The organism is Ruania zhangjianzhongii (assembly GCF_008000995.1).
Taxonomy (GTDB): domain Bacteria; phylum Actinomycetota; class Actinomycetes; order Actinomycetales; family Beutenbergiaceae; genus Ruania; species Ruania zhangjianzhongii.
Map to the genome: position 1 here is coordinate 3,802,514 of NZ_CP042828.1, position 24,790 is coordinate 3,827,303.

General features: G+C 70.4%; 21 protein-coding genes. 15 read left to right on the plus strand and 6 right to left on the minus strand.

Annotation, left to right across the window (positions count from 1 at the left end; translation table 11 throughout):
- Positions 1-5: 5 nt before the first annotated feature.
- Together FU260_RS17655 and FU260_RS17660 are read left to right on the plus strand one after the other, a co-directional pair.
- Complete coding sequence (locus FU260_RS17655) at positions 6-2,426, plus strand: polysaccharide lyase 8 family protein (RefSeq protein ID WP_147918232.1); 2,421 nt, start codon at positions 6-8, stop codon at positions 2,424-2,426.
- Between the two features lie 83 nt (positions 2,427-2,509).
- A complete protein-coding gene (locus tag FU260_RS17660; protein WP_147918233.1) occupies positions 2,510-2,935 on the plus strand; it encodes a MerR family transcriptional regulator in 426 nt (141 codons plus the stop codon).
- Here the strand turns inward: FU260_RS17660 and FU260_RS17665 are convergent.
- On the minus strand, positions 2,871-3,989 hold the full coding sequence (locus FU260_RS17665) for an FAD-dependent monooxygenase (RefSeq protein WP_235912312.1): 1,119 nt from the start codon (positions 3,987-3,989) through the stop codon (positions 2,871-2,873). The genes FU260_RS17660 and FU260_RS17665 overlap by 65 nt on opposite strands.
- A 55-nt stretch (positions 3,990-4,044) precedes the next feature.
- Between FU260_RS17665 and FU260_RS17670 the strand changes: the two genes are divergently transcribed.
- The 3 genes from FU260_RS17670 to FU260_RS17680 all read left to right on the plus strand — a co-directional run bounded on the left by FU260_RS17670 (position 4,045) and on the right by FU260_RS17680 (position 6,393).
- Positions 4,045-4,656, plus strand: coding sequence for a TetR/AcrR family transcriptional regulator (locus tag FU260_RS17670; protein WP_147918235.1), 612 nt, complete (start codon positions 4,045-4,047; stop codon positions 4,654-4,656).
- Positions 4,653-5,855 carry an FAD-dependent monooxygenase gene (locus FU260_RS17675; protein WP_147918236.1) on the plus strand — a complete coding sequence of 401 codons (1,203 nt, stop codon included), beginning with the start codon at positions 4,653-4,655 and terminating at the stop codon, positions 5,853-5,855. Before FU260_RS17670 ends, FU260_RS17675 begins: the two co-directional genes overlap by 4 nt.
- 67 nt (positions 5,856-5,922) lie before the next feature.
- On the plus strand, positions 5,923-6,393 hold the full coding sequence (locus FU260_RS17680; RefSeq protein WP_147918237.1) for a DUF3817 domain-containing protein: 471 nt from the start codon (positions 5,923-5,925) through the stop codon (positions 6,391-6,393).
- Between the two features lie 103 nt (positions 6,394-6,496).
- On the opposite strand, the gene FU260_RS17685 is transcribed toward FU260_RS17680, so the two are convergent.
- Both FU260_RS17685 and FU260_RS17690 read right to left on the minus strand, forming a co-directional pair.
- On the minus strand, positions 6,497-7,444 hold the full coding sequence (locus tag FU260_RS17685) for a formylglycine-generating enzyme family protein (RefSeq protein ID WP_147918238.1): 948 nt from the start codon (positions 7,442-7,444) through the stop codon (positions 6,497-6,499).
- 53 nt (positions 7,445-7,497) lie between these two features.
- A complete protein-coding gene (locus FU260_RS17690; protein WP_235912277.1) occupies positions 7,498-7,920 on the minus strand; it encodes a GNAT family N-acetyltransferase in 423 nt (140 codons plus the stop codon).
- 133 nt (positions 7,921-8,053) lie between these two features.
- Here FU260_RS17690 and FU260_RS17695 point away from each other — a divergent pair, with 133 nt between their 5' ends.
- Positions 8,054-8,329, plus strand: coding sequence for a hypothetical protein (locus FU260_RS17695; protein WP_147918239.1), 276 nt, complete (start codon positions 8,054-8,056; stop codon positions 8,327-8,329).
- 29 nt (positions 8,330-8,358) lie between these two features.
- Positions 8,359-9,219: an SOS response-associated peptidase gene (locus FU260_RS17700; protein WP_147918240.1), complete on the plus strand. Its 861-nt coding sequence runs from the start codon at positions 8,359-8,361 to the stop codon at positions 9,217-9,219.
- A 120-nt stretch (positions 9,220-9,339) separates the two neighbouring features.
- Here FU260_RS17700 and FU260_RS17705 read toward each other — a convergent pair whose 3' ends face one another.
- On the minus strand, positions 9,340-9,762 hold the full coding sequence (locus FU260_RS17705; protein ID WP_147918241.1) for a hypothetical protein: 423 nt from the start codon (positions 9,760-9,762) through the stop codon (positions 9,340-9,342).
- A 177-nt stretch (positions 9,763-9,939) separates the two neighbouring features.
- On the opposite strand from FU260_RS17705, the gene FU260_RS17710 reads away from it, so the two are divergent.
- The 5 genes from FU260_RS17710 to FU260_RS17730 all read left to right on the plus strand — a co-directional run bounded on the left by FU260_RS17710 (position 9,940) and on the right by FU260_RS17730 (position 19,627).
- Positions 9,940-11,400, plus strand: a complete 1,461-nt coding sequence (locus tag FU260_RS17710; RefSeq protein ID WP_235912276.1) for a sensor histidine kinase — start codon at positions 9,940-9,942, stop codon at positions 11,398-11,400.
- A complete protein-coding gene (locus FU260_RS17715) occupies positions 11,397-12,101 on the plus strand; it encodes a response regulator (RefSeq protein WP_147918242.1) in 705 nt (234 codons plus the stop codon). Before FU260_RS17710 ends, FU260_RS17715 begins: the two co-directional genes overlap by 4 nt.
- Positions 12,102-12,469: 368 nt before the next feature.
- Complete coding sequence (locus FU260_RS17720) at positions 12,470-13,240, plus strand: ABC transporter ATP-binding protein (protein ID WP_147918243.1); 771 nt, start codon at positions 12,470-12,472, stop codon at positions 13,238-13,240.
- A 23-nt stretch (positions 13,241-13,263) separates the two neighbouring features.
- Complete coding sequence (locus FU260_RS17725) at positions 13,264-15,801, plus strand: ABC transporter permease (protein ID WP_168211840.1); 2,538 nt, start codon at positions 13,264-13,266, stop codon at positions 15,799-15,801.
- A gap of 169 nt (positions 15,802-15,970) precedes the next feature.
- A complete protein-coding gene (locus FU260_RS17730) occupies positions 15,971-19,627 on the plus strand; it encodes an FtsK/SpoIIIE domain-containing protein (RefSeq protein ID WP_147918245.1) in 3,657 nt (1,218 codons plus the stop codon).
- On the opposite strand, the gene FU260_RS17735 is transcribed toward FU260_RS17730, so the two are convergent.
- Positions 19,624-20,037: a hypothetical protein gene (locus FU260_RS17735; RefSeq protein WP_147918246.1), complete on the minus strand. Its 414-nt coding sequence runs from the start codon at positions 20,035-20,037 to the stop codon at positions 19,624-19,626. The two genes, FU260_RS17730 and FU260_RS17735, sit on opposite strands and share 4 nt — an antisense overlap.
- Before the next feature lie 282 nt (positions 20,038-20,319).
- Here FU260_RS17735 and FU260_RS17740 point away from each other — a divergent pair, with 282 nt between their 5' ends.
- Positions 20,320-20,568 carry a WhiB family transcriptional regulator gene (locus FU260_RS17740; protein ID WP_147918247.1) on the plus strand — a complete coding sequence of 83 codons (249 nt, stop codon included), beginning with the start codon at positions 20,320-20,322 and terminating at the stop codon, positions 20,566-20,568.
- 157 nt (positions 20,569-20,725) lie between these two features.
- On the opposite strand, the gene FU260_RS17745 is transcribed toward FU260_RS17740, so the two are convergent.
- On the minus strand, positions 20,726-22,180 hold the full coding sequence (locus FU260_RS17745) for a sensor histidine kinase (RefSeq protein WP_147919600.1): 1,455 nt from the start codon (positions 22,178-22,180) through the stop codon (positions 20,726-20,728).
- A gap of 176 nt (positions 22,181-22,356) precedes the next feature.
- Between FU260_RS17745 and FU260_RS17750 the strand changes: the two genes are divergently transcribed.
- Both FU260_RS17750 and FU260_RS17755 read left to right on the plus strand, forming a co-directional pair.
- Complete coding sequence (locus tag FU260_RS17750; protein WP_147918248.1) at positions 22,357-23,148, plus strand: helix-turn-helix domain-containing protein; 792 nt, start codon at positions 22,357-22,359, stop codon at positions 23,146-23,148.
- Between the two features lie 32 nt (positions 23,149-23,180).
- Positions 23,181-24,776, plus strand: coding sequence for an alkaline phosphatase D family protein (locus FU260_RS17755; protein WP_147918249.1), 1,596 nt, complete (start codon positions 23,181-23,183; stop codon positions 24,774-24,776).
- Positions 24,777-24,790 lie beyond the last annotated feature (14 nt).

Consider the following 24,790-nt stretch of genomic DNA (forward strand, 5'->3'; position numbering starts at 1 on the left):
TTGCTATGGATTCTCACGACGGCGTGCAGACGAATCTGTCCCGACGCAGCCTGCTCCTTCTTGGCTCGGCACTGCCGCTGGCAGCGGCGATCCCGGTGTTCGGTCCGGGAGCGTCGCCGGCGCACGCCGCCGATGCGTTCGAGGATCTGCGGGTGCGGTGGGCGCACTACCTGACCGGCGGCCCCGACCTCGACCTCGACCACCCGCAGATCGCACCCCAGGTGGCCAGCCTGTCCGACGATGCCGCCGAGCACCTGGCGACTGCGGACCACAACCCGTCAGCTGACGCCAGCATCTGGGCCGACCTGCCGATGGTCAGCAACGACGCCGCCAACATGGACCTCACCTACCAGCGGATGCTCGTCATCGCGACGGCCTGGTGCACTGCGGGCACGGACCAGCATGATGCGGCCGAGGTGCAGGAGGTCCTGATCCGCTGGTACCGGCACATGTACACCTCCTGGTACAACCTGGAGAACTGGCGCGGCGGTAACTGGTGGTTCTGGGAGATCGGGATCCCCAGGGATCTGGGCTACCTGTCGATCTTGTTGGCCCCGGTGCTGACCGAGGAGGACCGGATCGCGGCCACCGACCGGATCCGGCGGCAGGCTCCCGACCCCAACCTGCGCACCGGCACGTCGTTGCGCGAGACCGGCGGCAACCGGGCCGACAAGGTCTTGGCCTGCATCTTGCGCGGTGTGGTCGCCCACAATGAGGATGACATCACGTTGGCGCGCGACGCGCTCAGCGACGTCGAGGGTGACGGTGCCCGGAGCCTGTTCCAGTACGTCTCCTCGGGCAACGGCTTCTACCCGGACGGTTCCTACATCGACCACGGCTACCTGCCCTATGTGGGGACCTACGGCAATGTGGCGCTGATCGGTGTGGCCCGGTCGCTGATGCTGCTGTCGGGCAGCCCCTGGGCGGTCACCGACCCGAACGTCTCGGTGATCCTCGACGCTCCGGAGAAGTCGTTCTCGCCGTTCATCTGGAGCGGCCGGATGATGGAGACGGTGCGCGGCCGCGCCGTCTCGCGCGAGCACGAACGGGACTACGACGACGCCTGGTCCGCGGCCAACGCCGTCATGCTGCTGGCCACACAGATCGACGAGCCGTACCGCTCGACCTACCGGTCGCTGGCGAAGGGGTGGCTGACCCGGTGCAGTGCGGACTACAGCGCGGCGGCCGACCTGAGCGACCTGTCCCGCGCACTGCCCCTGCTGGCTGACCCGAACGTGCCGGCGGCGCCCGAAGGCACCGGCCATCGGCAGTTCGGCAGCCAGGAACGCATGGTGCACCGCGGCGAGGGATGGGCCTACACGGTCGCCACGTCCTCGGCCAGGATCGGGCGGTACGAGTGGGGCAACAACGAGAACAATCTCGGCTGGCACCAGGGCGATGGTGCCGCCTACCTGCACCTGGAGCACGACCAGGGTCAGTTCGCCGACGACTACTGGCCCACCATCGACCCGTACCGCCTGCCAGGCACCACAGCGTCCCTCACCCCGCGGGAGAGTGGCGAGTCCGGTGCCGGAACTGGCATCCCCCGCGCGGCGAACCGCTGGGCCGGCGGCGTCGGGCTGAGCGCGAGGTGGGGCACCGCCGGGATGGACCTGACCAACAGCCTGGGCACGGTCACGGCGAAGAAGTCCTGGTTCCTCCTCGACGACATGGTGATCGCCCTTGGTTCCGGCGTCTCTGCCGACGGGGATGACGCCGAGACCATCGTGGAGAATCGGTCTTTCCCCCGCGGCCGCTCCGGGGCGCTGACCGTCGGCGGCAGGACCATCACGACGACGAACTACCGCCGCACGCCCGGCTGGGCGCATCTGGAGGATGTGGCCGGCTACGTCTTCCTCGGTGAACAGCAGGTCCGTGCCGAGGTCGCCAATCGCAGCGGGTCGTGGCAGGAGATCAACTCCGGCGCCGACACCGGCGGCAGCCCCGATGAGGTCACCCGCAGCTACGCCACCCTGGCGGTCCAGCACCCGGCCGGCACCAGCGGAGGCCAGTACGGATACGTCATCCTGCCCGGCCGAAGCCCGCAACAGACCCGGGCAGCGGTGCGGACCCTCGATCTCGAGGTGCTCCGTCAGGACGACGTGGCGCACATCGTCCGGGTGCGCCAGAGGGGCCGGTGGTTCCTGTTCGCCCACCTCTTCGCGGCAGCCACGGAGGGTAACGTGCGAGCGTCCGGACCCTGCGCGGTCCTGGCCTCCGGTACTGGCAACACCGCCGCAGTCGCGGTCTCCTCACCGTCGAAGTCGCTCGAGCACGCGAGCATCGAGCTGGACCTCGGCCGGCCCTTCCGCCGCGTGACCGCAGCACACGAACGGCTCGCGGTCACCGGCGGGCACCAGATCGCGATCGAGGCCGAGTTCGCCCATGCAGCTGGCGCGTCGTTCGAGGCTGAGCTGCGCGTCTGACCGGCTCCGGGCCACCGCGCGTAGCCGCCGTGGCTCGACGGCTAGAGTGTGACATTGATGTCAATGTCACGGTGGTGAGTCAGATGAGGATCGGTGAGCTGGCGCGACGCTCGGATGTGGCGCCCCGGCTGTTGCGCTATTACGAGCAGCAGGGGCTGATCCAGGCCGCACGTGCCGAGAACGGCTACCGCGAGTACGCCGAGGAGGATGTAGCGCGGGCACAGCGAGTGGCGGCCATGGTCCGCTCCGGGATCCCGACCCGACTGGTCCGGGCCATCCTCGATCTGGAGACCACCCCGAGCGCTGGAGTGGCCAAGTGCAGCCGGCTCCTTGCCGAGCAGCTCGCCAGCGAGCTGACCGAGATCGAGGGCCGCATCGACTGCCTGGCGAAGAGCCGGGACACGATCCGCGGCTTTCTCGCCCAGACCGAGCACAGCGCGCTGGTCACGCCGGCGGCGACCACCGCTGCATTCGACCAGCGACCGCGGCGGCCAGTCGCTTCGGGGTGATGCCGGTCAGCACGTCCCGCGCCACCGCCCCGAGCGGTGAGCGCAGCTGGGCAACGCGGCCGGCGGCGCGGGAACTCCGCGCGATCTGCTGGCTGCGCCTGCGGCGGACGGTGTCGTAGCGCTGCAGGGCCGCCGGCAGCTCCCGGCCCCGGAGCAGCAGGGTGAGGGTGACGGCATCCTCGATGGCCTGACCGGCACCCTGGCCGAGGTCCGGGGTCATCGCATGCGCGGCATCGCCGAGCAGCACGGTGCGGCCGCGGACGAACGAGTGCAGCGGCCGGGCGAGGTCGTGGATGTCGTGCCGGAGCACAGCGTCAGGGTCGGTGGCTTCGACCAGGTCGCCGATCGGGTGGTGCCAGGACGCGAACCGGTCCAACACGGCCTGGCGCTCATCGGGGAAGCTCGTGCCGGCCGGCAGGGCGTCGGTGGCGAACCAGTAGACCCGGCCGTCCGGTAGCGGCACGATGCCAAACCGCCTGCCCCGACCCCACGTCTCCCCCGCGCCCCCGCCGACCTCGGCCGGCTCGGTCGTCACGCCTCGCCAGGCGGTGTAGCCGGCGTAGCGCAGCCCGGTGTCCAGGCCCAGGGCGTGGCGAGCAGCGCTGCGGATGCCGTCCGCCGCGACTACCAGGTCGTAGGTCTGCGCGCCGCCGGAGGCGGTGAGTGTGGGTGACCCGTCGGCGGCGACGGTGGCCGTAGCACCCGACCGGAGCGTCCCCTCGCGCAGCTGCCCGAACAGCGCCTCGTGCAGGTCGGCGCGGTGCAGCACCCGGAGGGTGTCCACCGACCCGGGAGGACTCAGCACCACCCAGCGTCCGGACGGGGACCGTTGCCCGGTCGTGGTCACCGTCTCCAGGGTCGCGGGCGCTGCCAGCACCTCACCCAGACCCACCGCTTCCATGGCGGCGATGGAGTTGCCGAACAGGGAGATGCCGGCACCCACCGCGCCCGGTTGCTCCTGCCGCTCCAGCACGGTGGCCTCGTGCCCGTCCCGCTGCAGAGCGGCGGCGGCCACCAGCCCGCCGATCCCGGCGCCGATGATCCCGATCCGCATACTCACTGCTCGCTTCCTCTTGCCGTATTCCATCACGAACCCTACAGTTGGGCACATGCCCAAGTCGAACGCACAAGACCGAGGGGACCTCTCCGCCGTCGCCCGTGGCCACGCTGTCCGCACCAGACTGCTGACCGCAGCAGCGGACCTGATCGGCGAGATCGGCTGGAACGCCGTGAGCACCCGGAACCTGGCCGAGCGCGCCGGAGTGGGGCCCGGCCTGGTGCACTATCACTTCGACTCGTTGCAGGCGCTGCTGCGCCAGGCGGCGCTGGCCCAGATGCGCCACGTCCTCGAGGAGGTGAACGCAGCGGTCGGAGAATCCGGCGACCTCGCCGGGAGCCTGGAGGCCATGCTGTCCCAGCTCGATGACTACACCGGCGCCGACCCGTCGTCCCTGCTGGTGATCGAGGCCTACCTCGCCGCCACCCGCGACCCGGAACTGCACACCCAGATGGCCGAGCTGATGCTGGGCTGGCGCACGGCCGTCTCCGAGGCACTCAGCGCCGCCGGGCATCCCCACCCGGAGGCCGCCGCCGCCCTGCTCCTGGCAGCACTGGACGGTCTGTTCCTGCAGAAGGGACTGGACCCGGACCTCAGCCACACCCAGGTCGCACCGCTGCTGCGCCAACTGATCCAACCCGAGACCACAGGAGGCAACCGATGAAAGCACTGATCTGCGGGGCCGGGATCGCCGGTCTGGCCCTGGCGAACCGACTCGACGCCCACGGCTGGGACGTGATCGTCCTCGAGCGCACGCCGGGACCGCGCGAGGAGGGGTACATGGTCGACTTCTCCGGCCCCGGCTTCGAGGCAATCACCGCGATGGGGCTGCGGGAGCAGCTCCTCGCTGCCGCCACCTCTGTGGGCGAGTTCCGTTACATCGACCGGGGCGGCCGCGCCACCGTGAGCCTCGACTACGACCGGTTCGTGACCGCCCTCGACGGCGAGATCGTGAGCATCATGCGACCCACGCTCGAACACCTGCTCCAGGAGTCGCTGAGCGAACGCGTCGACGTCCGCTACGGCCTCAGCATCGACGAGGTCACCGATCAGGCCGATTCCGCGACCGCCGTGCTCACCGACGGCACTCCGGTGACAGCGGATCTCGTGGTCGGCGCGGACGGGGTGCACTCCCGGGTCCGCGCGCAGATCCTCGGCCCCGAGCGGGATTACCTGCGCTATCTCGGCATGCACACCGGCGCCTTCATCTTCCACGACCCTGAACTGTTCGACCACGTACACGGCCGGTTCGTCCTCACCGAAACCCTCGACCGGCAGATGGGCTTCTACGGTCTGAGCGAGGGCCAGGTGGCGGTGTTCACCGTGCACCGGACGGCAGACCCCACCCGGCCGGAGGACCCGCGGGCCGAGCTGCGGTCCCAGTTCGCCGGGATGGGCGACATGGTCGACCGAGCACTGCGGCACTGCCCGCCACCGGCGCAGATCTACTACGACCAGGTCGCTCAGATCCTCGCACCCCGCTGGCACACCGGGCACGTCGCCTTGGTCGGAGATGCGGCGTACGCCGTGTCCTTGGTAGCCGGGCAGGGCGCGTCGCTGGGTATCGCCGGTGCCTACGTGCTGGCCGAGATGCTCGCCGCACACGCCACCGTGCCCGAGGCGTTGGCCGAGTACGACCGGCGCTGGCGCCCCGTCGCCACCGAGGTGCAGGACTCCGCCCGGGACCGGGTGGTCGAATGGTTCCTGCCTACCTCGCGGCTCACCCTGCTGCTGCGCCGCTGGGGCTTCCGGGCGATGAAGCTGCCCGGGTTGAGCAAGGTGATGGTCGGCTCGCTGCTGCCGAAGGACCACCAGACTGTCACCGAGCTGGCGAGCGCCACTCACTGGGAGACATCGGCCTGAGGTTCGCCCTGGCCCCGCCGCGGGGATGCGACGATGTCCCGAGACAGTCCCCCGCCCGGAAGGTGCCATGTCGACGATCGCTGCCCGCCCCGCACGCCTGTACGGCGTGCTCGCCCTCGCCGAGATGATCACCTGGGCGCTGCTGCTCAGTGGCATGTTCGTGAAGTACGTGCTGGATGGCTGGGACGGCTTCGTACGCATCGGCGGCAGCATCCACGGGTTCGTCTTCCTGTCCTATGTGGTCGTGACCGTCCTGGTCGCCGTCGACCAGCGGTGGAAGTTCTCCTCGCTCGCCCTCGGGCTCGGCTCCGCGATCATCCCGTTCCTCACGCTGCCGTTCGAGCGGTCGGCGGCCCGGCGCGGCATGCTCGGTGCGACCTGGCGGCTGCGCTCCGAGGAGCCGACCACGCCGGTCGAACGGGTCGCGGCGCTCGCGCTGAAGCATCCGGTACTCGCAGCGGTCACCGCCGTGATCGTGGTCGCGGTGGTGTTCTCGGTGCTGCTCTCCCTCGGTCCGCCGACCGAGTGGTTCAGCTGAGCCTGACCGAGGCCCGCGGCGCAGACCGTGCGAGGGGGCCGAGCCAGCCCTTGGGTCGGCCCGCGCCGCGATGACCGCCGGCCGGCCGATGTTCGCGCCGGCCTCAGCCCCGCGCCGCGACCGTCCGGAACCCGGCGTTCCCCATCGAGGAGTCCGGGGTGTTCGAGGAGCGGGCGGCGTTGCGGTACCTGTTGCAGTAGGAGTCGTGGCACAGGTAGGAACCGCCACGCATCACCCGGGCGGTGCCGATCTTGGCCCCGGCCGGCTCATGCTCGGGTGAGCGGGCGTAGTAGCGGGCGTTGAACCAGTCCGCGCACCACTCCCACACGTTGCCCACGGTCTGCCACAGGCCGTAGGCATTCGGGGAGAAGGTGCGCACCGGCGCGGTGGTGAGGAACCCGTCCTCGGTCGTATTCGAGCGTGGGAAGTCGCCCTGCCAGATGTTCGCACGCCACTTTCCGCCCTTGCCCGGAAACTCCCCTCCCCAGGGGTACCGGACGCCGTCGATGCCGCCTCGGCTGGCTGCCTCCCACTGCGCCTCGGTGGGCAGCGCGCGCCCGGCCCACGCGCAGTAGGCCGCGGCGTCGTTCCAGGACACGTGCACCACCGGGTGGTCCTCGACGCCCTCGATCGAGGAGTCCGGGCCGCCCGGGTGTGCCCAGTCGGCGCCCTGGACGCCGTACCACCACGGTGTTCCGGTGGCCGGGCCCATCACAGCCTCCTTCGGAGCGGCGAGTGCCAGGTGGAACACTGCGGAGAATCCGAACGACTCCGCTTCGGTGCGGTACCCGGTCGCGGCCACGAAGCGGGCAAAATCGGCGTTGGTGACGCTGGTGGCGTCGATGCTGAACTCCTCCAGGCGCACCGGGTGCACCGGCGTCTCCCCGTCCGCTGGGTAGCCCACACCGTCCGCATCGCCCATCTGGAAGGTCTGCGCCGGAACCACCGCCTGCTCGATGCCGTGCCGCTCCCCCGAGGCGCTACCCAGCGCGAGATCAACGGAGACCGGCCCCTCCGCCGTCGGCTGCTTCTTCGCCCCTTCATCGCGCATCGGCGCACAACACGAAGACACTCCGGCTCCTTCCACAGACCGCGGGCCAATCTTCACACAGTGAGCTGCACGAAGGCGCGCAGCTCCGGATCGTGGTCATGAGTCTCGGTGAACCCCAACGCTGTGTAGAAGGCGCGCTGGGCCGGATCGGCGTCGGTGAGCAGCACCCGCTGACGCACGTGTGGGTCCGCGGCGAGCACCTCCTGCACCAGGCGCCGGCCGAGCCCGCGGCGCTGCCAGTGTGGATGCACCAGCACATCCTGCAGGTAGACGATCGTGACGGCGTCGGAGATGGTGCGGGCCAGCCCGACCAGCACGCCCTCCGCACGTGCGAGCGCCACCCGGTGCGAGCCACGCACTGCGGCCAGCAGCATCGCCGGCTCGCGGGTATACGCGGACCAGCCGACCGCGTCGTACAAAGTAGTCAGCTCGGCCTCGGTCACGGTCTGCGGGTCGGTGAGCTGCACTGTCGGCACGGCACGAGCCTAAGACGTCGATCCCCGTTCGGCCTGCAGACCCGAGCCGGATTGCCTAGGGTCAGGTATGGCAAGCGTCGGCACTTCGCTCCCCCGGCTCCCCCGGCAGGACTCCCCCTCCCAGAGTTCCCGGGTGCGCGGACTTCTCGGGCTCCTCTGCGCGGCCAGCGGCCTGCTGCTGATGATCGCGCAGGTGCCGTTCTTCGTCTCCATCGCGCTCACCGCGCCGCTGACTGCGCGGATCGGGCTCGGTGCGCTGTGGCTGCTGCAGTTCACCCTCGGGGTGCACTGGCGGAGCAACCGGCCGATGCTGCCGCTGCTGCTGGCCGCGCTGATGACCGGCACCTGGTACCTGCTCGGTGTGGTCGCCGCCCCCTATCTGGGCTGGACGCTGGAGCCGCTGGGCTGAGTGTCACCGGGCGGTGGCAGAGTAGAGGTATGTGCGGACGGTACGCCTCATTTCGGGAGGCGCAGGACTTGGCCGACGCGTTCGACGTCGAGGAGATCAGCGCGGCCGCACGCGAGGCACCGGCTAGCTATAACGTCGCGCCTACCGATGGGGTCCGGGTGGTCATCGAGCGCACCCCCAAGGCCACCGGCGACGGCGCAGCCTCACCTGGCCAAGGCGGCTCACCTGCCCAGGAACACAGCTCGCAGAGCGGGCGTGCCAGCACGCCTGCCGAGGAATACGGTGCCGCCGGCGAGGCGGGCAACAGTTCTGCTCAGGCCTCCGCGCCGGTACGGCGGGAGTTGCACCTGGCGCGCTGGGGGCTGGTGCCCGGCTGGGCGAAGGATCTGAGCGTGGGTTCACGGATGTTCAACGCCCGCTCGGACTCGCTGGCCACGAAGCGCTCGTTCTCGCCCTCCTTGGCGAAGCGGCGCTGCCTGGTGGTGGCCGACGGCTATTACGAGTGGCTGAAGGAGGAGGCGCCCGGGCAGTCCAAGCCCAAGCGCACCCCGTTCTACATCCACCGCACCGACGGCGCCCCGATCGCCTTCGCCGGCCTCTATGCCTGGTGGCCGGACCCGACTAAGGACAAGGGCGACCCGGACCGCTGGGTGCTGTCCACGACCATCGTCACTACCGACGCCCACGGCGGTCTGGAGCAGATCCACGACCGGGAGCCGGTGGTGCTCGCCGAGGCAGGGGCCCGTGCCTGGCTCACGCCCGAGATCAGCGGTGCGGATGAGGCGCTGGCAGTGCTGACCCGAGAGGGTCCGGCGCTGAGCTGGTACGAGGTGTCCTCGCGGGTGGGGTCGGTGCGCAACAACGATGCGAGCCTGATCGACGCGGTCTGAGCGGCGGGCTTACCCGGCGTCACCCCCGCTGCCACCTCACGCGGCGTCGTCCAACGCGACCACCTCACGCGGCATCGTCCAACGCAGCCACCTCACGCGGCGTCGTCCAACGCAGCCACCTCACGCGGCGTCGTCGAGCGCGAACGGAAGCACGGCTCCCTCGGCGGCGAGGAACACCGCGCGCACTCGCACGTCTGCCTCAGACATCGCCAACCGCAGCATCGTGTGCCAGGCGTGATCGGCTTGGGTGCGCCGCGAAGGTCCGGGTCGCTCCAGCAGCATCACCACGCACCCCTGGGGCGCGGATCCGGACAGCAGGGAGCCAAGCGCTTCGGCGATCCGGGTGGTGCCCTCGGCGTCAGGCAGGTCGGGTATCTCCTCGATCGGGATGATCTCCGGCAGCGGCACATCCTCCTCATCGAGCAGCAGCACCCACAGCGTGCGCATCCGGGGATGGACGCCGTGGTTGATGAAGCGGGCCCAACGCAGCAAGTCGGCGTCGGTGCGCAGCGGTTCTTCCGGGGTGACGGGTTCGATCTCCATCGGCCCAGCGTGCGTGACCTCCGCGCACGGCGAGAGAGTTATCCACAGAGCCGCCTCGACAATGCCTTCCCGGGCGAGTTCTCCACAACTGCGCTACCCCCGCGGACTGATGCTCCGCCGTCGTGCTCCACCTGCGGTTGGACGCCGATACCGAACCGCCGCTCGTACGCTGGGGCTGTGACACAGCCGGCGACACCGCCACGGACGGGCTCCTCCTGGGCGCGCCCGTTCACTGTCGACGCCATCATCGCCGCCATCCTCGTGTTCACCCTCGGCATGCTGTCCGTGGCGATCGGCATCGCCTCCAGCAGCGCCGTGGGTGGCATCGTGGCCGCGTTGACCGGCCTGGGCATGCCGGCCGCGCTCGCCTGGCGGCGCACCCGACCAGTGGCCTCCTCGGTGGCCGTGTACGCGATGGCGCTGGCACACGTGCTCGCCGGAGTGATCCTCACCGGCTCCGACGTGGTGATCTTCATCGCGCTGTACTCGGTGACCGTATACGGCCCGGTGTGGGCCCGGCGCACGGCGCTGTTCTCCGGCATCTTCGGCTGCCTGATCATCGGCGGCTGGCTGTTCTTCGCCCGGGGTGAGGTGACCACCAGCGCAGTGGTCGCTTCGCTGAGCGTCGCAGGGTTGCTGTCCGCGTTCGTGCTCGGCACCTGGGCGATCGCCCTGATGCGGCGCGCACGGGTGGTGCAGATCGAGACGCTCGCCGAACGCGCCGCCCGGCTGGAGGTGGAGCGGGACCAGCAGGCGCAGATTGCCACCGCCGCCGAGCGGGCCCGGATCGCCCGCGAGATGCACGACATCGTGGCGCACTCGCTCTCGGTGATCATCGCGCAGGCGGACGGCGGCCGGTACGCGGCCGCCACCTCCCCCGAGGCGGCTACGCACGCGTTGACCACGATCTCCGAGACCGGGCGGGACGCACTGGCGGACATGCGCCGGATCCTCGGAGTACTGCGCAGCGACGGGCGCGGCGATGCGGCGCTCACCCCGCAGCCGGCACAGGCCGACCTGGACACTCTGGTCGCTCATGTGCGCGATACCGGGCTTGCGGTCTCGCTGGTGCGGATGGGCACGGCGCGGGCACTACCGCCGGGCGCCGGGCTGACGATCTACCGGATCGCCCAGGAGTCGCTGACGAATATCCTCAAGCACGCCGGTCCGGGCGCCGGCGCCACGGTGCTGCTGCAGTGGACGCCGGCCAGCCTGGTGCTCCAGATCGACGACGACGGTCGGGGCGCCGCAGCGTCCTCCGACGGAGCCGGGCAGGGGCTGCTCGGGATGCGAGAACGAGCCACGATGCTCGGTGGCACCCTCGCTACCGGACCGCGCCCGGGTGGCGGCTACCGGGTACATGCGGAGATCCCGGTGCCGGCCGGGGCTCCGGTGGTGGGCCACCCGGGCCAGTCCGAACCGGCCGGTGTTCCCCGCGGCGCCCCCACCGGGCGACCGTGGCCGCCACCCCAGGCTCCACAGCAGGCATTGCCGATCCGGCCGCCGAACACCGTGGGCCCGGGCCGGCCGCCGACGGCACCGCTCACCTCTGGCCATCCCGCACCTGCCGAGTGGCAGACTGGGGCTGGCCAGCCCTACCCCGCCTCTCCCGATCATGAGGACCACTCCCGACGATGACCATCGACCCACCGGCCACCGGTGCCCCGATCCGAGTCGCCCTGGTGGACGACCAACAGCTGGTGCGGGCCGGGTTCGCCCTGGTGATCAACTCCCAGCCGGACATGGAGGTGGTGCTCGAGGCCGGTGACGGCGCCCAGGCGCTGCGGTTGCTCACCTCACACCAGGTGGACGTGGTGCTGATGGACATCCGGATGCCGATGATGGATGGGCTTGCCGCCACCGCGCAGCTCACCGACGCGGACACCAGCCGCGTGGGTGAGTCCCCGCGCGTGGTCATCCTCACCACGTTCGACCTGGACGAGTACGTGCTCCAGGCGATCAAGGCCGGTGCCAGCGGCTTCCTGCTCAAGGATGCCCCGCCGGAGGAGATGCTCACTGCGATTCGGACTGTGCACAGCGGGGACGCGGTGATCGCACCGTCCAGCACGCGCCGGCTGATCGCCCACCTCGCGACGGTGCTCCCGGACGAGCAGAAGGCACCGGCGACGATCCTGGACTCGCTCACCGAACGCGAACGCGAGGTGCTGGTGCTGATGGCCCGCGGCCGCACCAACTCCGAGATCGCTACCGACCTGTTCGTGGCCGAGGCGACGGTGAAGACGCACGTCGGCCGGGTGCTGGCCAAGCTCGGCGCCCGGGACCGGGTGCAAGCGGTGGTCACCGCCTATGAGACCGGGCTGGTCAATCCCGGCTCGTAGCCGGTTGCGCGGACGCTCGTCGGCCGGATGCTGGTGTGCCGGTCGATAGCCGCTGGCGGCCGGTCGCCGGTCACCGGTAGACCAGCAGACCGGTTCGATACTTCCTGCGGCGAGGCGATACCCGGGAGCACTACTGCCCGGGCCAAGTAACGAATGAATCGATTCACGGGTGCGGGTGCGGGTGCGGGTGCGGGTGCGGGTGCGGGTGCGGGTGCGGGGGCGGGTGCGGCTGCGGGACGGGGGTGAGGCGGGCGCTGGCTGGCGGGGTGGGTGGAGCCGTGTCACCCCCGGGTCCACCTACGGGATGACAGCAGAACCAGCCCCTGGCGCGACGACGACCCCGGCCCGTGCTCCGTAGCGTCAGCAGCATGACGACAACAGCGCAGAACCCACCGGCCGCAGTCAGCGCCCGCGACCTCACCAAGGTCTACGGCAGCGGCGATGTGGCAGTGACCGCCCTCGACCAGGTGAGCGTGGACTTCGCCCGCGGTGCCTTCACCGCCATCATGGGCCCCAGCGGCTCCGGCAAGTCCACCCTGATGCACCTGCTCGCCGGGTTGGACTCGGCCACCTCCGGCCGAGTGGTGCTCGGCGGTACCGAGCTGACCAGCCTCACCGACTCCCAGCTCACCGTGCTGCGCCGGGAGCGGATCGGGTTCGTGTTCCAAGCGTTCAATCTGCTGCCGATGTTCACAGCGGAGCAGAACATCACCCTGCCGTCCGAGCTCGCCGGAAGCAAGATCGACCAAGAGTGGTTCGACCTGCTGGTGGGCACCTTCGGGCTGACCGACCGACTCTCGCACAAGCCGCACCAGCTCTCCGGTGGCCAGCAGCAGCGGGTGGCGATCGCCCGTGCGCTGAGCACCCGGCCGGATGTGATCTTCGCGGACGAGCCGACCGGCAACCTGGACTCCCGGTCCGGGGTGGAGGTGCTCTCGTTCCTGCGCCGCAGCGTGCGCGAGCTGGGTCAGACCATCGTGATGGTCACCCATGACCCCGCCGCTGCCTCCTACGCCGACCAGGTGGTACTGCTGGCCGACGGCCGGATCGCCGGCACCATCGCGGACCCGACCCCGGACTCCGTGATGGCCGGACTGGATGCGCTGCGCGCTGCCGAGACCACCGCGACGGCCCGCTGATGCTTCGCCTCACCCTCACCCAGATGCGCGCGTCCGCGGGCCGGCTGGTGGCCGCGGGGATCGCGATCCTGCTCGGCACCGCGTTCGTCGCGGCCAGCCTGATGGCGGGCGCGGTGATGGAACGCACCACCTATGACGCCGTCACCAGCCAATACGCCGACGCCGACCTGGTCCTGTCCGGGGACGCGATCACTCCCGAGCAGGTGGACCAGGTTCGCCACACCGACCAGGTCGCCGCCGCGGACCCGATGACCAGGGTGGGCGGACAGCTCGAAGCCGGGGCGCGCACCGAGTACGCCTCCCTCGGCGCCACCGCGAGCGACGAACGGCTGAACAGCGCGACCCTCACCGATGGTGAGCTGCCTACCCAGACTGGACAGATCGCCGTCGCCGAAGGGGCAGCCCAGCGCCTCGGCCTGAGCATCGGCGACGAGTTCACTCTGGTCCAGGAACAGTGGCAGTCCACTGACGACGGCGGCACGGTGACCAGTGAGGACCGCCCGGTCACCGTGGTCGGGCTGATCGCCTCCCCGGACACCTATCTGTTCGCTCCCATCGGTGCGCTGGTCACCGCCGACGATCTGGCCGAGATCCTCGCGTACTCCGCACCGGAACAGGAGGGCGCAAGCAGCGAAGTGCTGGTCGCCCTGGAGCCCGGCGCGGACGTCCACGCGGCCGCCGCCGAGCTCTCCGACCTCGCCGGCAGTGGCGCGCGGGTGGAGACGGTGGAGGAGATCGCCGAGCACCAGACCGCCGATCTGACCGGATCGGACCGCACCATGCTCGCCCTGCTGCTGGCGTTTGCCGCGGTGGCTCTGATCGTGGCCGCGCTGGTGATCGCCAATACCTTCCAGGTGCTGGTCGCGCAACGCACCCGCACGCTGGCGTTGCTGCGCTGTGTCGGCGCCGACCGCCGCCAGATCCACACCTCGGTCCTGGCCGAAGCAGCGATTCTGGGCGCGGTCAGCTCACTCGCTGGTGTCGGCGTCGGAGTGGGCCTGATGGCTGTCGGGCTCCGGGTGCTGGCCGGCTCTGACGCGCAGATCCCGCTGTCCACCGATCTGGTGATCACCCCGGCTGCGGTGATCGTCCCGGTGCTGACCGGCCTGGTGGTGACGATCGCGGCGGCGTTGCTTCCGGCCCGGCTTGCCACCCGGGTGGCGCCGCTGGCCGCGCTCCGGCCCGCGGATGCACCCCCTACCTCCCGCGCCTCCAAGGTGCGGGTCGTGATCGCGGCAGTGGCCGTGGTCGGTGGCGGCGCGCTGCTCGCCCTCGGTCTGTCTCTGGCCGGCTCCGGTGGCGACTCGGACCTGCTGATCGTCGCCCTGGGGGTGGGCATGCTCGGCGGATTGCTCTCCCTGTTCGGGCTGCTGCTCGGCTGTGTGCTGATCGTGCCGGCACTGATCCGGCTGGTCGGGCGCCTGCTGCAGCGCAACGTCCCGGCCCGGGTGGCGGTGGCGAACGCGGTACGCAACCCCCGCCGCAGTGCGGCCACCGCCAGCGCCTTGGTGATCGGGGTGACCTTGGTGACGATGATGAGCACCGGTGCGCTCGCCGCCGGCAACGCACTCAGCTCAGAGCTGGACTCACGCTTCCCGGTGGACCTGGAAGTCAGCACGGCGACCACCCTCGGCGACGAACAGGTCCAGGCGGTGACCACCACCGACGGCGTCCAGGACACCGCCCTGCTCGCGAGCACGGCGACCACCGGGGACCTGCCGGACCTCGGTGAGGTGAGCCAGGACGTGGCCGCGGTGGCGACCGGCGACCTGAACCAGGTGGTCCGCAGCAGCGACGCGACCGCCGGGCTGGCCGAGGACACCATCGTGGTCGGCCACCAGCTCGCCGAGGGCTATCAGCTCGATACCGGCGACGAGATCGCGCTGACCGGCAGGAGCGAGGAGGAGGTGACGTTGACCGTCGCGGTGACCAGCCTAGACGGCACCACCTCGCTCGTCACTCCCGACGTTCTCACCCGCCTCGACCCGGAGGCCCAGACCACGATCCTCTGGGCCCGGGTGGCCGAGGAGGGCGAGTACGACACGGTGACGGCGGTCCAGTCCAGTCTCACCGACGCCTCGCAGACGCTCGACGGTGCCGACACCCCGATGGTCAGCGGCGCCGCCGTGGAGCGGGCCGGATACCAGCAGGTGGTGAACACCATTCTCGCCGTGGTGATCGGTCTGCTCGCCGTCTCCGTGGTGATCGCGCTGATCGGGGTGGCGAACACGCTGTCCCTCTCGGTCCTCGAACGACGGCGGGAGTCGGCCATGCTCCGCGCGCTCGGCCTCACCCGTGGTCAGCTTCGCGGGATGCTCGCGATCGAGGGTCTGATGATCGCCGGCGCCGGGGCGCTGATCGGGATCGTCGCCGGTCTCGTCTTCGGCTGGGCCGGATCGGCCATCGTGCTGACCCAGATGGCCGAGGTGCCGATGGTGGTGCCGTGGCGGGACCTGGCGCTGGTCGCCGGCGTCTCGCTCGCGGCGGGGCTGCTCGCTTCTGCGCTGCCGGCCCGCTCGGCGGCACGCACGCCCCCGGCCGCGGCGCTCGCCGTGGACTGAGCGCGACCGCCTGGCGCCCGGCGGATCGGAGGCAGCCTCCGGGATCCGAGGCAACCTCTACGTTGGCTCCGATCCCGGAAGCTACCTCCGACGCCGGGTGGCCCCGACAGCAGCCGCCGTTGTCCACAGGGCTCCGGCGGCTTCTGCGCACGCCGGGCACGATCGAGGGATGGACATTGCTGCACGACACCACCTCGCGGTGACCGCCGGGCCCGGGGTGGGCTGGGTGGTCCCGCTGTGCGCGGGCGCAGTGGTGGTGGGCCGCGGTGAGGACGCCGACCTTCCGCTCCCCGATCCGGCTCTCTCCCGCCGGCACCTGCGGGTCCGGGACCGCGGCGGGCGGGTCCGGATCCAGGATCTGCGCTCGGTCAACGGCACCCGGCTGCGGCTGGCTCGAGGTCAGCCGGCGGCCGGTGCACCGCCCCGGCCGGCCCGGTGGACCACCCGGGCGGGACGCCGCTGGCGACCGCTGCCGGTGGGCAGCCGCATCCTCGCCGGGTCGTCGGTGCTGGAACTACGGGCGCACCCCGGGATGGTGCTGCCGGCCGACCCGGAGCACGCAGCCGACCTCGGTGGTGGTCTCCTCGGCCGGCTGATGCTGCCGCTGCTGATGTCGGTGTCCACGCTGCCGCTGCTGCTCGGTGGCGGGGGCGGCCGGTGGCGGGTGGTGCTGCTGATCGCGCTGCCGGTGGTGCTGATCGCGGCGATCCTGTGGCCGGCGTTGCGGGAGCGTGCCCGGCGGCTGCGCCGGGCCGTGGGTGGCCAGGAGCCTGAGCCACCCGTTCCCCAGCCGATCGCGGATCCGGCTGCGCTGCTCGCCGCGGCCGGCGCCCCGGTAGTGCTTCCGGAGGAGGGTCCGCGCTGGGAGATCGGCCGTGCGAACGTGCGCGCACCGGTGCCGCGCCGACCGGATGGCCTGCTCCGCGGGCGGGTGGGCCGCCGCGCGGAGCGGATGCGGTTCGTGCCGATGCCCGCACCCGGGTCCGGACTGGCCCTGGTGGGTGCGGCGGAATCGGTGACGGCGTTGGGCCGGTGGATCGCGTTGCGGCACGCGGCGATGACCGCGGAACGGGTGCAGGCTCCCTGGCCGGAACTTGCCGGTCTGGCCAAGCAGCGTGGAGCCGTCGACGGCGTGCCGCTGCTTCGGGTGGTCGAGGCTCACTCTGGTCTGGACTTCCCTACCGCCGAGGAGGGTGCCCGGTACCTCGTGCTGGCAGCCGGGATGGCACAGGTGCCCCGGTGGTGCTCAACCGTGGTGGAGGTGCGCACGGGGCACGATCGTCAGGTAGGTGCGGACTGGGCCCGGGCCGTGGTGGCCGAGCTGAACCACTCCCCCGACGGCGCAGCCACCGTGCCCAGTGCGGTGCACCTGGCCGAGCTCCTTCCCGAGTCGGAGGAGGCGCTGCTGACCGGGTGGGCAGAGCCGGCGGTGCGGGCGCCGCTCGGCATGAACGACCAGGGTCCGGTCTGGCTCGATCTTGCCGAGCATGGTCCGCATGCGCTGGTGGCCGGCACCACCGGATCGGGGAAGTCGGAGCTGTTGCTCGCCTGGATCCTCGCCCTGGCACACCAGGGCTCGCCAGCGGACACCAGCTTCGTGCTGTTCGACTATAAGGGCGGGGCGACGTTCACCCCGCTGCGCGAGCTCGCCCACGTCGCCGGGGTGCTCACCGACCTGGAGGAGTCCGCGACGGCACGGGCCCTGACGAGCCTGCAGGCGGAGCTGCGGGCCCGAGAGCGCGCGCTGGCCGCGGTCGGCGCGCACGACCTGGCCGAGCAGCGCCGCCGGACCGAGGGAGCCAACCGGCTCGGCCGGCTCCTGGTGGTGGTGGACGAGTTTCGGGTGATGGCCGATACCCACCCGGAGCAGCTGGAGGCTCTGGTCCGGTTGGCTGCCCAGGGCCGGTCGCTGGGCATCCATCTGGTGCTCGCCACCCAACGCCCGGGTGGGGCGATCACGCCGGACATGCGCGCGAACCTGACGGTGCGGCTGTGCCTCCGAGTGCTGGAGGAGACCGACTCCCTCGACATGCTCGGCGACTCCACCGCCGCGCGTCTGCCGCGGATCCCCGGGCGAGCGGTGCTGCGCACCGAGATCGCGCAAGAGGTGCAGGCGGCGTGGTGCGGAACCGCGGCCGAGGGGTGGGTGACCAGACGGGTCACGGCGCTGAACCGGGCGGCCCTGCTGCTGGTCGACCAGGAGCCCTGGCGCCGCGCGCTGCGACGGCCGTGGGCGCCGCCGCTCCCGGAGTCCTGGTGGGCGGAGCAGCCGGCCGCCGGCAGTGCAGCGGCCCCCGACCACGCGCTCGCCTCGGCCGACGCCGGTGCAGCGGCGCCCGACCACGGGGTCGCCTCGGCCGACGCACCCACAGTCCACCGACCGCTCGCCCCGGCCGATGACGAGTCATCGTCGCGCTACCGCCTGCCCTGGGCGCTGCTGGACCTCCCCGACGAGCAGCGCCTGGGCACGCGGTGCTTCACCGGTGGGACCCTGCTGGTCAGTGGCCCACCAGGCAGTGGACGCAGCACGGTTCTGCGCGCGCTGATCGAGGCGGCGTTGCGCAGCGGGACGTGTGTGCATGTGCTCGCTGAGGACGCCGAGGCGTGGCCCGGCCACGACGCGCCGGCCGCCGGCACCTGGTGCCCCACCGACGATCCGCGACGCTGCCGTCGGCTGCTGGAGCGCCTGCTCGCCGGATCGACTCCCGGGCTGCTCGTGATCGACGATGTGGAAGCGGTGGCGACGTGCCTGGACGAGGTGGGCAGCCTCGGCGATGGCACCGAGCTGCTGCAGAGCGTGCTCCGCCGGTCCCGGCGGCTCGGGCTGGACGTGGTGCTGACCGCGGCAGAGAGCTCCCGGCGGTGGGCAGCCTCGGCGGATCAGCAACTTCTGCTCTGCCCCCGGGATCCTGCCGACGCGGTACTCGCCGGGGCTCCCCGTGGGTTGGTCGCCTCGGGCTGGCCGCCGGGGCGTGGGGTACTGCTCGGGCGCGGTGACGCCTGGGTGGCTCAGGTCGCGCTCGCCGCACCGGACCCGCAGGAATGGCAGCCGGCCGGTGCGGACCCGCTGCGGTTGGCGCCCTTGCCGGTCACTGTCCGGCTTGCCGAGGCGCCACCGGGCGATCAGCCCTCGGACTCTTCTGCGCCGCCGGACTGCGGTGCGATCCCTGGCACTCCTGCACCACCGGGCAGCGGCGCGATCCCCGGCACTTCTGCGCCACCAGGCAGCGGCGCGATCCCCGGCACTCCTGCACCACCGGGCCGCGCAGCACTGGCTCTTGGCCGGGGCGGGGACGATGCCTCATGGCTGCATCGCACGATGGACCGCGGCGACACCTGGCTGGTCTGCGGACCACCGGGTTCGGGGCGGTCGAGCGCGCTGGCGGCGATCACCGCCCAGCTCACCGGGCACGGTTGGCAGGTGTTTCAGGGAGGCGAGCCGCTCTCCAGCCAGAGCGCGGACGCGCTAGCGCCGTCGGGCAGGGAAACCGGAGCCCCGCAGGTACTGGTGATCGACGACGCTGACCGGCTCCCTGGCGCCGCTGCCGAGCACTGGGCAGCGTTCCTGGACGAACGACCAGGTGTCTGCGTGCTCGGCAGCGCTCGAGCCGAGTCACTGGCCAGCTCGTTCCACCCGCTCGCGATGCGGCTGCGCGAACCCGACCTGAGCCTGGTGCTCGCCGACCCCCGGCCGGCGCACGCGTCACTGGACCTCCGGAGCGTCCAAGACCCGGTCACCCGGCCCGGCCGCGGTGTGCTGGTCGACTCCACGGGCGCCGTACCGCTCCAAGTGACCACAGTGGACGGCGACTCCCGCGCGGACTAGAGAACGCCGTCGGGACGGCCGTGCTGAGCAGTGGCCGCCAACGAAGCCGGCAGCAACAGGCACACCACCACGATCACGGGCAGGACCAGCGCGGGCACGAGTGCCCACCACTCCAGCGCGCCCCAGGAAGTGACCGCTACGAAGAACTGCAGCAGTTGCCACGTGATCACCGGACCTCGGCCCCACCGCTTTCCCTGCCACATCGCGCGCACAGCAAGAAGGAGGAATCCACCGATCAGGATGAGGACGGCAAGCACGCCAGCATTGGTGCCGAGCATGTCCCCGTGGTCCAGCAGAGAAGCGACCACGACCCCGATACCGAGCACCACGAGAACGGCAGCTTCGAGCAGCACCACAGCCAGGCCGATCAGCAGCGGTGCCGAGCGGGAGGCAGGCTTCTCGTCAGTCACCCTCACACCCTAGCCAGCACGAGCACGAGCCTTGGTGAGCAATACCACAGAGGTGGCGAACTAGTCTCCGGCGACATCGCAGAGTGGCGCGATTCGGCGGCTGATGTGACTCATCTCTCAGGCAACATTGATTGAAAGTTCGCAAGAACCCCTTGTGTACGGCGAGTGAACCATGTGACAGTTGTTCTTAGAGAAATGACGCGAACGCGCGGTTCTCACCTCCTGCCTGACGATCGAATCGGGCTCCCAGCGCGTTTGCATGCCCCTAGAAGGAGAGTACGCATGGATTGGCGTCACGACGCGGCCTGTCTCACTGAAGACCCCGAGCTGTTCTTCCCCATTGGGAACACCGGTCCGGCGCTGTCTCAGATCGAAGAGGCTAAGGCCGTCTGCCGCCGGTGCCCGGTGGTCGACACCTGCTTGAAGTGGGCGATCGAGACGGGGCAGGACGCCGGAGTCTGGGGCGGGATGTCCGAGGACGAGCGTCGCGCTCTCAAGCGCCGTACCGCCCGGGCGCGCCGCGCCGGCTAACCGGACTGCACTTCTCGAACGGCCGATCCCCACTCCGGGGGTCGGCCGTTCAGTATGTCCGGCCGGCTGAAGGCTGGGCTGGCTGAAGGCTGCCGCGGCCCGGGTGTGCCGGTCCCGAGCTGACTGGTTCTGGTGGGCTCGTCTGAAGTGGCGCGGCTCAAGCCTCGCGGATCTCCGCCAGCCGCGCCTTGAGCACCACTTCGGTTCCGCCACCCTCCAGTGGCGCCCAGTCGATGCTGCCGTCCAGTTCGGTCGCCACCAGAGTGCGCACGATCTGGGTACCCAGCCCGTTCATCGCCGCCTGTGGTTCCATCCCTGAACCGTCGTCCATGACCCGCACGCGGAGCATGTTGCCGGAGCGCTCGGACTCGATCGTGACCGTGCCGCCGACCTTAGCCAGACCGTGCTCGACGGCGTTGGTCACCAACTCGGTGAGCACCACCGCCAGGGCGGTGGCATCGGTGGCCGGGACCCGGCCGAAGGTGCCGGTGCGCACGGTCTTCACGTGCGCCTCACCGGAGGCGACGTCAGCAGCCAGCCGCAGCGTGCGTCCGAAGACCTCGTCGAAGTCCACCACCTCGTCGATCGTCTGGGAGAGCGCCTCGTGCACAGTGGCGATCGTAGCCACCCGGCGCATCGCCTCCTCGAGGGCGGAACGAGCGTCGGTGGAGTCGGTGCGGCGCGCCTGCAACCGGAGCAGGGCGGCCACGGTCTGCAGGTTGTTCTTCACCCGGTGGTGGATCTCCCGGATGGTGGCGTCCTTGGTGAGCAGCTCACGTTCCCGGCGGCGCAGTTCGGAAACGTCGCGCACCAGAAGCACCGCCCCCACTCGCTGGCTGTACTCGGTGACCGGCACCGCACGCAGGGACAGGCTCACCCCTCGCGCCTCCACCTCGGTGCGCCAGGCCGCCCGGCCCATCACCACCAGCGGCAGCGACTCGTCCACGGGGGAGCTCGCCTCGATCAGCGGGGTGACCACCTCGGCGAGCGGACGCCCGACGATCTCGTCGGTCACCCCGAGCCGGTGGAAGGCGGACAGCGCGTTCGGGCTGGCATACAGCACGTCGCCCTCGCTGTTCAGCCGAACCAGCCCGTCACCCACGCGCGGTGCCCCACGGCGCGGGCCGGTAGCAGCGTTCGGGAGGGGGAACTCACCGCGGGAGATCATCCCGCACAGCTCGTCAGCCGACTCGACGTAGTTGACCTCGAGCCGGCTAGGCGTGCGGCTGGCGCCGAGGTAGGTCTCCCGTGCGATCAACGCCAGAGTCCTGCCGGCCCGGACCACCGGGATGATCTCCTCGCGGATGGCGTATGTGCCGTTCCATCGGGCCTCTTTGGCGCGGCTGATCCCCTCGCGCTCGCGTGCCCGCGTGAGTGTGTCGCGCAGACTGTCCGGCACACTCGAGCCGACGACGTCGTCATGGTGCACGGTTGCACCGGTGGACGGGCGGGAGTGCGCCACCGCGACGAAGTCTCCCCCCGTGGTGGGGAGCCAGAGCACCAGGTCGGCGAAGGCCAGGTCGGAGATGACCTGCCAGTCGCCCACCAGCAGGTGCAACCACTCGGCGTCCTGAGTCGTCAGGTCGCTGTGCTGCTTGACTAATTCACCCATCGTGGACACGCGCATAGCCTACGCATCCCGAGCCGGGACTCTGACCGACCCGGCGGCATTCGCCGGTGACCTCGCCGACAGTGTGCCGACCACGAACCCTGGTGGGCGGACTGCACATCCGCTACCGACCGCGAGTCCTGGTCCGACATGCGTCAGACGCGCACTACTCTGTCGCGATGCAAGCTGATCGGCAGGACGGCCAACGCGTTGAGGCGCTCACTCGCGGCCTCACCGTGTTGCGGAAACTGGTCGACGCCGGACGGCCGCTCAGTGCGACCGCCATCGCACAGGAGATGGGACTGCATCAGTCGTCGGTGTCCCGGCTCCTGGCTTCGCTGACCGACACCGGGTTCGTCCGGAAGACCTCCGCCGGTTTCACCCCGGATTTCGGCGTGCTGTCCCTGGCCTCCGCCAGCGAGCAGTTCCCACTGATCGATCGGCCTCGGGCTGCGATGCGGCGCATCGGCGAGCGGGCGGGAGGTCTGAACGTGTCCCTCGGGATGCTCTGGCGCAGGCAGATGATCTACTTCCTGCGCAGGCTCGCCTCCGGGGAGATGATCGACTTCTGGTGGTCCAACTATCCGATCCAGGTCTCTGCCCCGGGCATGCGGCTCCTCCTCGACCAACCGGAGCACGATGCGTTGGCGACCCTGCAGGCCTCCCGGGTACGGCACGGGTGGCACGGCAATCACGACGTGCTGCCCGCGACCGAGGAAGCAGCGCTCGCAGCGGCACGGGAGCGGACCGAGCACGACGTCCTGGTCCTGCGGCACTGGCACAACCCGGGCGAAGTAGGCGCCGCCATCCCGATCCGTGCCGATGAGGCCTACCCGGTGGCACTCGCGCTGTCCGGACCGGCTGAGATTGCCGACGATGCCACCCTCCGCATCTGGCTGCACGACTTCCGCCGCGAGGTCGAGGCCACGCTCCAGAACAACCCTCGCCTTGGACATGCGCATGACGCATAGTCAGGGAAAGTCATGCGTGCTAGCGTGCCACGATGGTCGGGATACAGCAGTCTGACTCCCTGTTTCGTGACACCACTATGGGCCGCCGGGCCTTGTTGGGTGGGATGGGCGCCGCAACTCTGGCCTTCACCTTCAACATGCCCGACCCCGCGTCCGCCCGGGTCCGGGAACCACGGTTCCCGTCCAATCCCTTCACGCTCGGCATCGCCTCCGGAGATCCGCTCCGCAATGCCGTCGTCCTGTGGACACGGCTTGCCCCGGAGAAGTTCGCTCCGTACGGCGGCCTGGACCCGAGCGCATCGATCCCGGTGCACTGGCAGGTGTCCAAGGACGAGAACTTCACCACCATCGCCCGGGAGGGTACCGAGCTCGCCCATCCGGAGTACTACTTCTCTGTCCATGCCGACGCTCGAGGTCTTCGGCCCAGCTACACCTACTTCTACCGGTTCATCGCCGGTGACTACGTCAGCGAGGTCGGCCGCACCCGCACGGCACCGGCCCCTGGGACACGCCTGGGCCAGCTCAACTTCGCCTTCGCCTCCTGCAACTCCTTCGGCGCCGGCTACTTTACGTCCGCACGGCACCTGGGGGACGAGGACCTGGACCTCGTCTTCTTCCTCGGTGACTACATCTACGAGTACGCCATCAGCACGGAGACGAGTCTGCGCGTGGGGATGGAGCCCGTCCCGACCGAGCTGAACGTCGAGACGGGATCACTCAGCAGGTACCGGCTGCAGTACTCGTTGTACAAGTCGGACCCGGACATGATCTATGCGCACCGACAGGCACCGTGGATCGCCACCTGGGACGACCACGAGGTGGAGAACGAGTATCCGGTGGAGGAAGCCACCGCTGACGATGTGGTGCGGAGAGCCAACGCCTACCGGGCCTACTGGGAACACATGCCGCTGCGAAAGCCGCAGCGGCCGGCGGGGCCAGAAGCGCGGATGTACCGCAGCTTCGACTACGGCCGCCTGGCGCGTTTCAACGTGCTGGACGTCCGCCAGTACCGCAGCGTGGAGTTGTCCACCAAGCCGATCCCCGACTCACCCGAACGGCGGGACTCCGGCCGGACGATGCTGGGTGCTGACCAAGAGTCCTGGTTCCTGCAACGCCTCACCTCCTCACCTGCCCGCTGGAACATCGTCCCGCAACAGGTCTTGATGGGGATGCTGGACACCCTGCCGGGCGAACAGTCGCAGTTCGCCCCCGCCGGGTGGGACGGCTACCAGGCGTCCCAACAGCGGGTGCTCAACACCGTCGCCGAGCAGGACGTCTCCAACTTCGTCGTCCTCACCGGAGATATCCACCGCAACTACGTGTTGGACCTCAAAGCCGACTACGACGACCCGGACTCAGCGACAGTCGGCGCGGAGTTCGCCGGCACCTCTCTGACCAGTGGATCCGACGGCACCGATGATGACAGCGGTCTTGACGACCGTTATGCGGCCAACCCTCACCTGCACTGGGGCTCACTGCAGCGTGGCTACGTCCGATGCCACCTGGATGAGGACCTGCTGCAGGTGGACTACCGGGAAGTGCCGTACGTCACCACGCCGGGCGCTGCGGTCTCGACGCGCTCCTCGTTCGTGGTCGAAGCCGGAGTGCCCGGCGTCCAGAATGCCTGACCGCACCGTCCGTT

Excerpts from the sequence above, each read along its gene's own strand:
- FU260_RS17745 (WP_147919600.1), bottom strand. The coding sequence starts at position 22,180 with ATGGGTGAATTAGTCAAGCAGCACAGCGACCTGACGACTCAGGACGCC.
- FU260_RS17715 (WP_147918242.1), top strand. The coding sequence starts at position 11,397 with ATGACCATCGACCCACCGGCCACCGGTGCCCCGATCCGAGTCGCCCTG.
- FU260_RS17740 (WP_147918247.1), top strand. The coding sequence starts at position 20,320 with ATGGATTGGCGTCACGACGCGGCCTGTCTCACTGAAGACCCCGAGCTG.
- FU260_RS17720 (WP_147918243.1), top strand. The coding sequence starts at position 12,470 with ATGACGACAACAGCGCAGAACCCACCGGCCGCAGTCAGCGCCCGCGAC.
- FU260_RS17665 (WP_235912312.1), bottom strand. The coding sequence starts at position 3,989 with ATGCGGATCGGGATCATCGGCGCCGGGATCGGCGGGCTGGTGGCCGCC.
- FU260_RS17655 (WP_147918232.1), top strand. The coding sequence starts at position 6 with ATGGATTCTCACGACGGCGTGCAGACGAATCTGTCCCGACGCAGCCTG.
- FU260_RS17680 (WP_147918237.1), top strand. The coding sequence starts at position 5,923 with ATGTCGACGATCGCTGCCCGCCCCGCACGCCTGTACGGCGTGCTCGCC.
- FU260_RS17750 (WP_147918248.1), top strand. The coding sequence starts at position 22,357 with ATGCAAGCTGATCGGCAGGACGGCCAACGCGTTGAGGCGCTCACTCGC.
- FU260_RS17755 (WP_147918249.1), top strand. The coding sequence starts at position 23,181 with ATGGTCGGGATACAGCAGTCTGACTCCCTGTTTCGTGACACCACTATG.
- FU260_RS17705 (WP_147918241.1), bottom strand. The coding sequence starts at position 9,762 with ATGGAGATCGAACCCGTCACCCCGGAAGAACCGCTGCGCACCGACGCC.
- FU260_RS17725 (WP_168211840.1), top strand. The coding sequence starts at position 13,264 with ATGCGCGCGTCCGCGGGCCGGCTGGTGGCCGCGGGGATCGCGATCCTG.
- FU260_RS17670 (WP_147918235.1), top strand. The coding sequence starts at position 4,045 with ATGCCCAAGTCGAACGCACAAGACCGAGGGGACCTCTCCGCCGTCGCC.
- FU260_RS17730 (WP_147918245.1), top strand. The coding sequence starts at position 15,971 with ATGGACATTGCTGCACGACACCACCTCGCGGTGACCGCCGGGCCCGGG.
- FU260_RS17685 (WP_147918238.1), bottom strand. The coding sequence starts at position 7,444 with ATGCGCGATGAAGGGGCGAAGAAGCAGCCGACGGCGGAGGGGCCGGTC.
- FU260_RS17700 (WP_147918240.1), top strand. The coding sequence starts at position 8,359 with ATGTGCGGACGGTACGCCTCATTTCGGGAGGCGCAGGACTTGGCCGAC.
- FU260_RS17675 (WP_147918236.1), top strand. The coding sequence starts at position 4,653 with ATGAAAGCACTGATCTGCGGGGCCGGGATCGCCGGTCTGGCCCTGGCG.
- FU260_RS17660 (WP_147918233.1), top strand. The coding sequence starts at position 2,510 with ATGAGGATCGGTGAGCTGGCGCGACGCTCGGATGTGGCGCCCCGGCTG.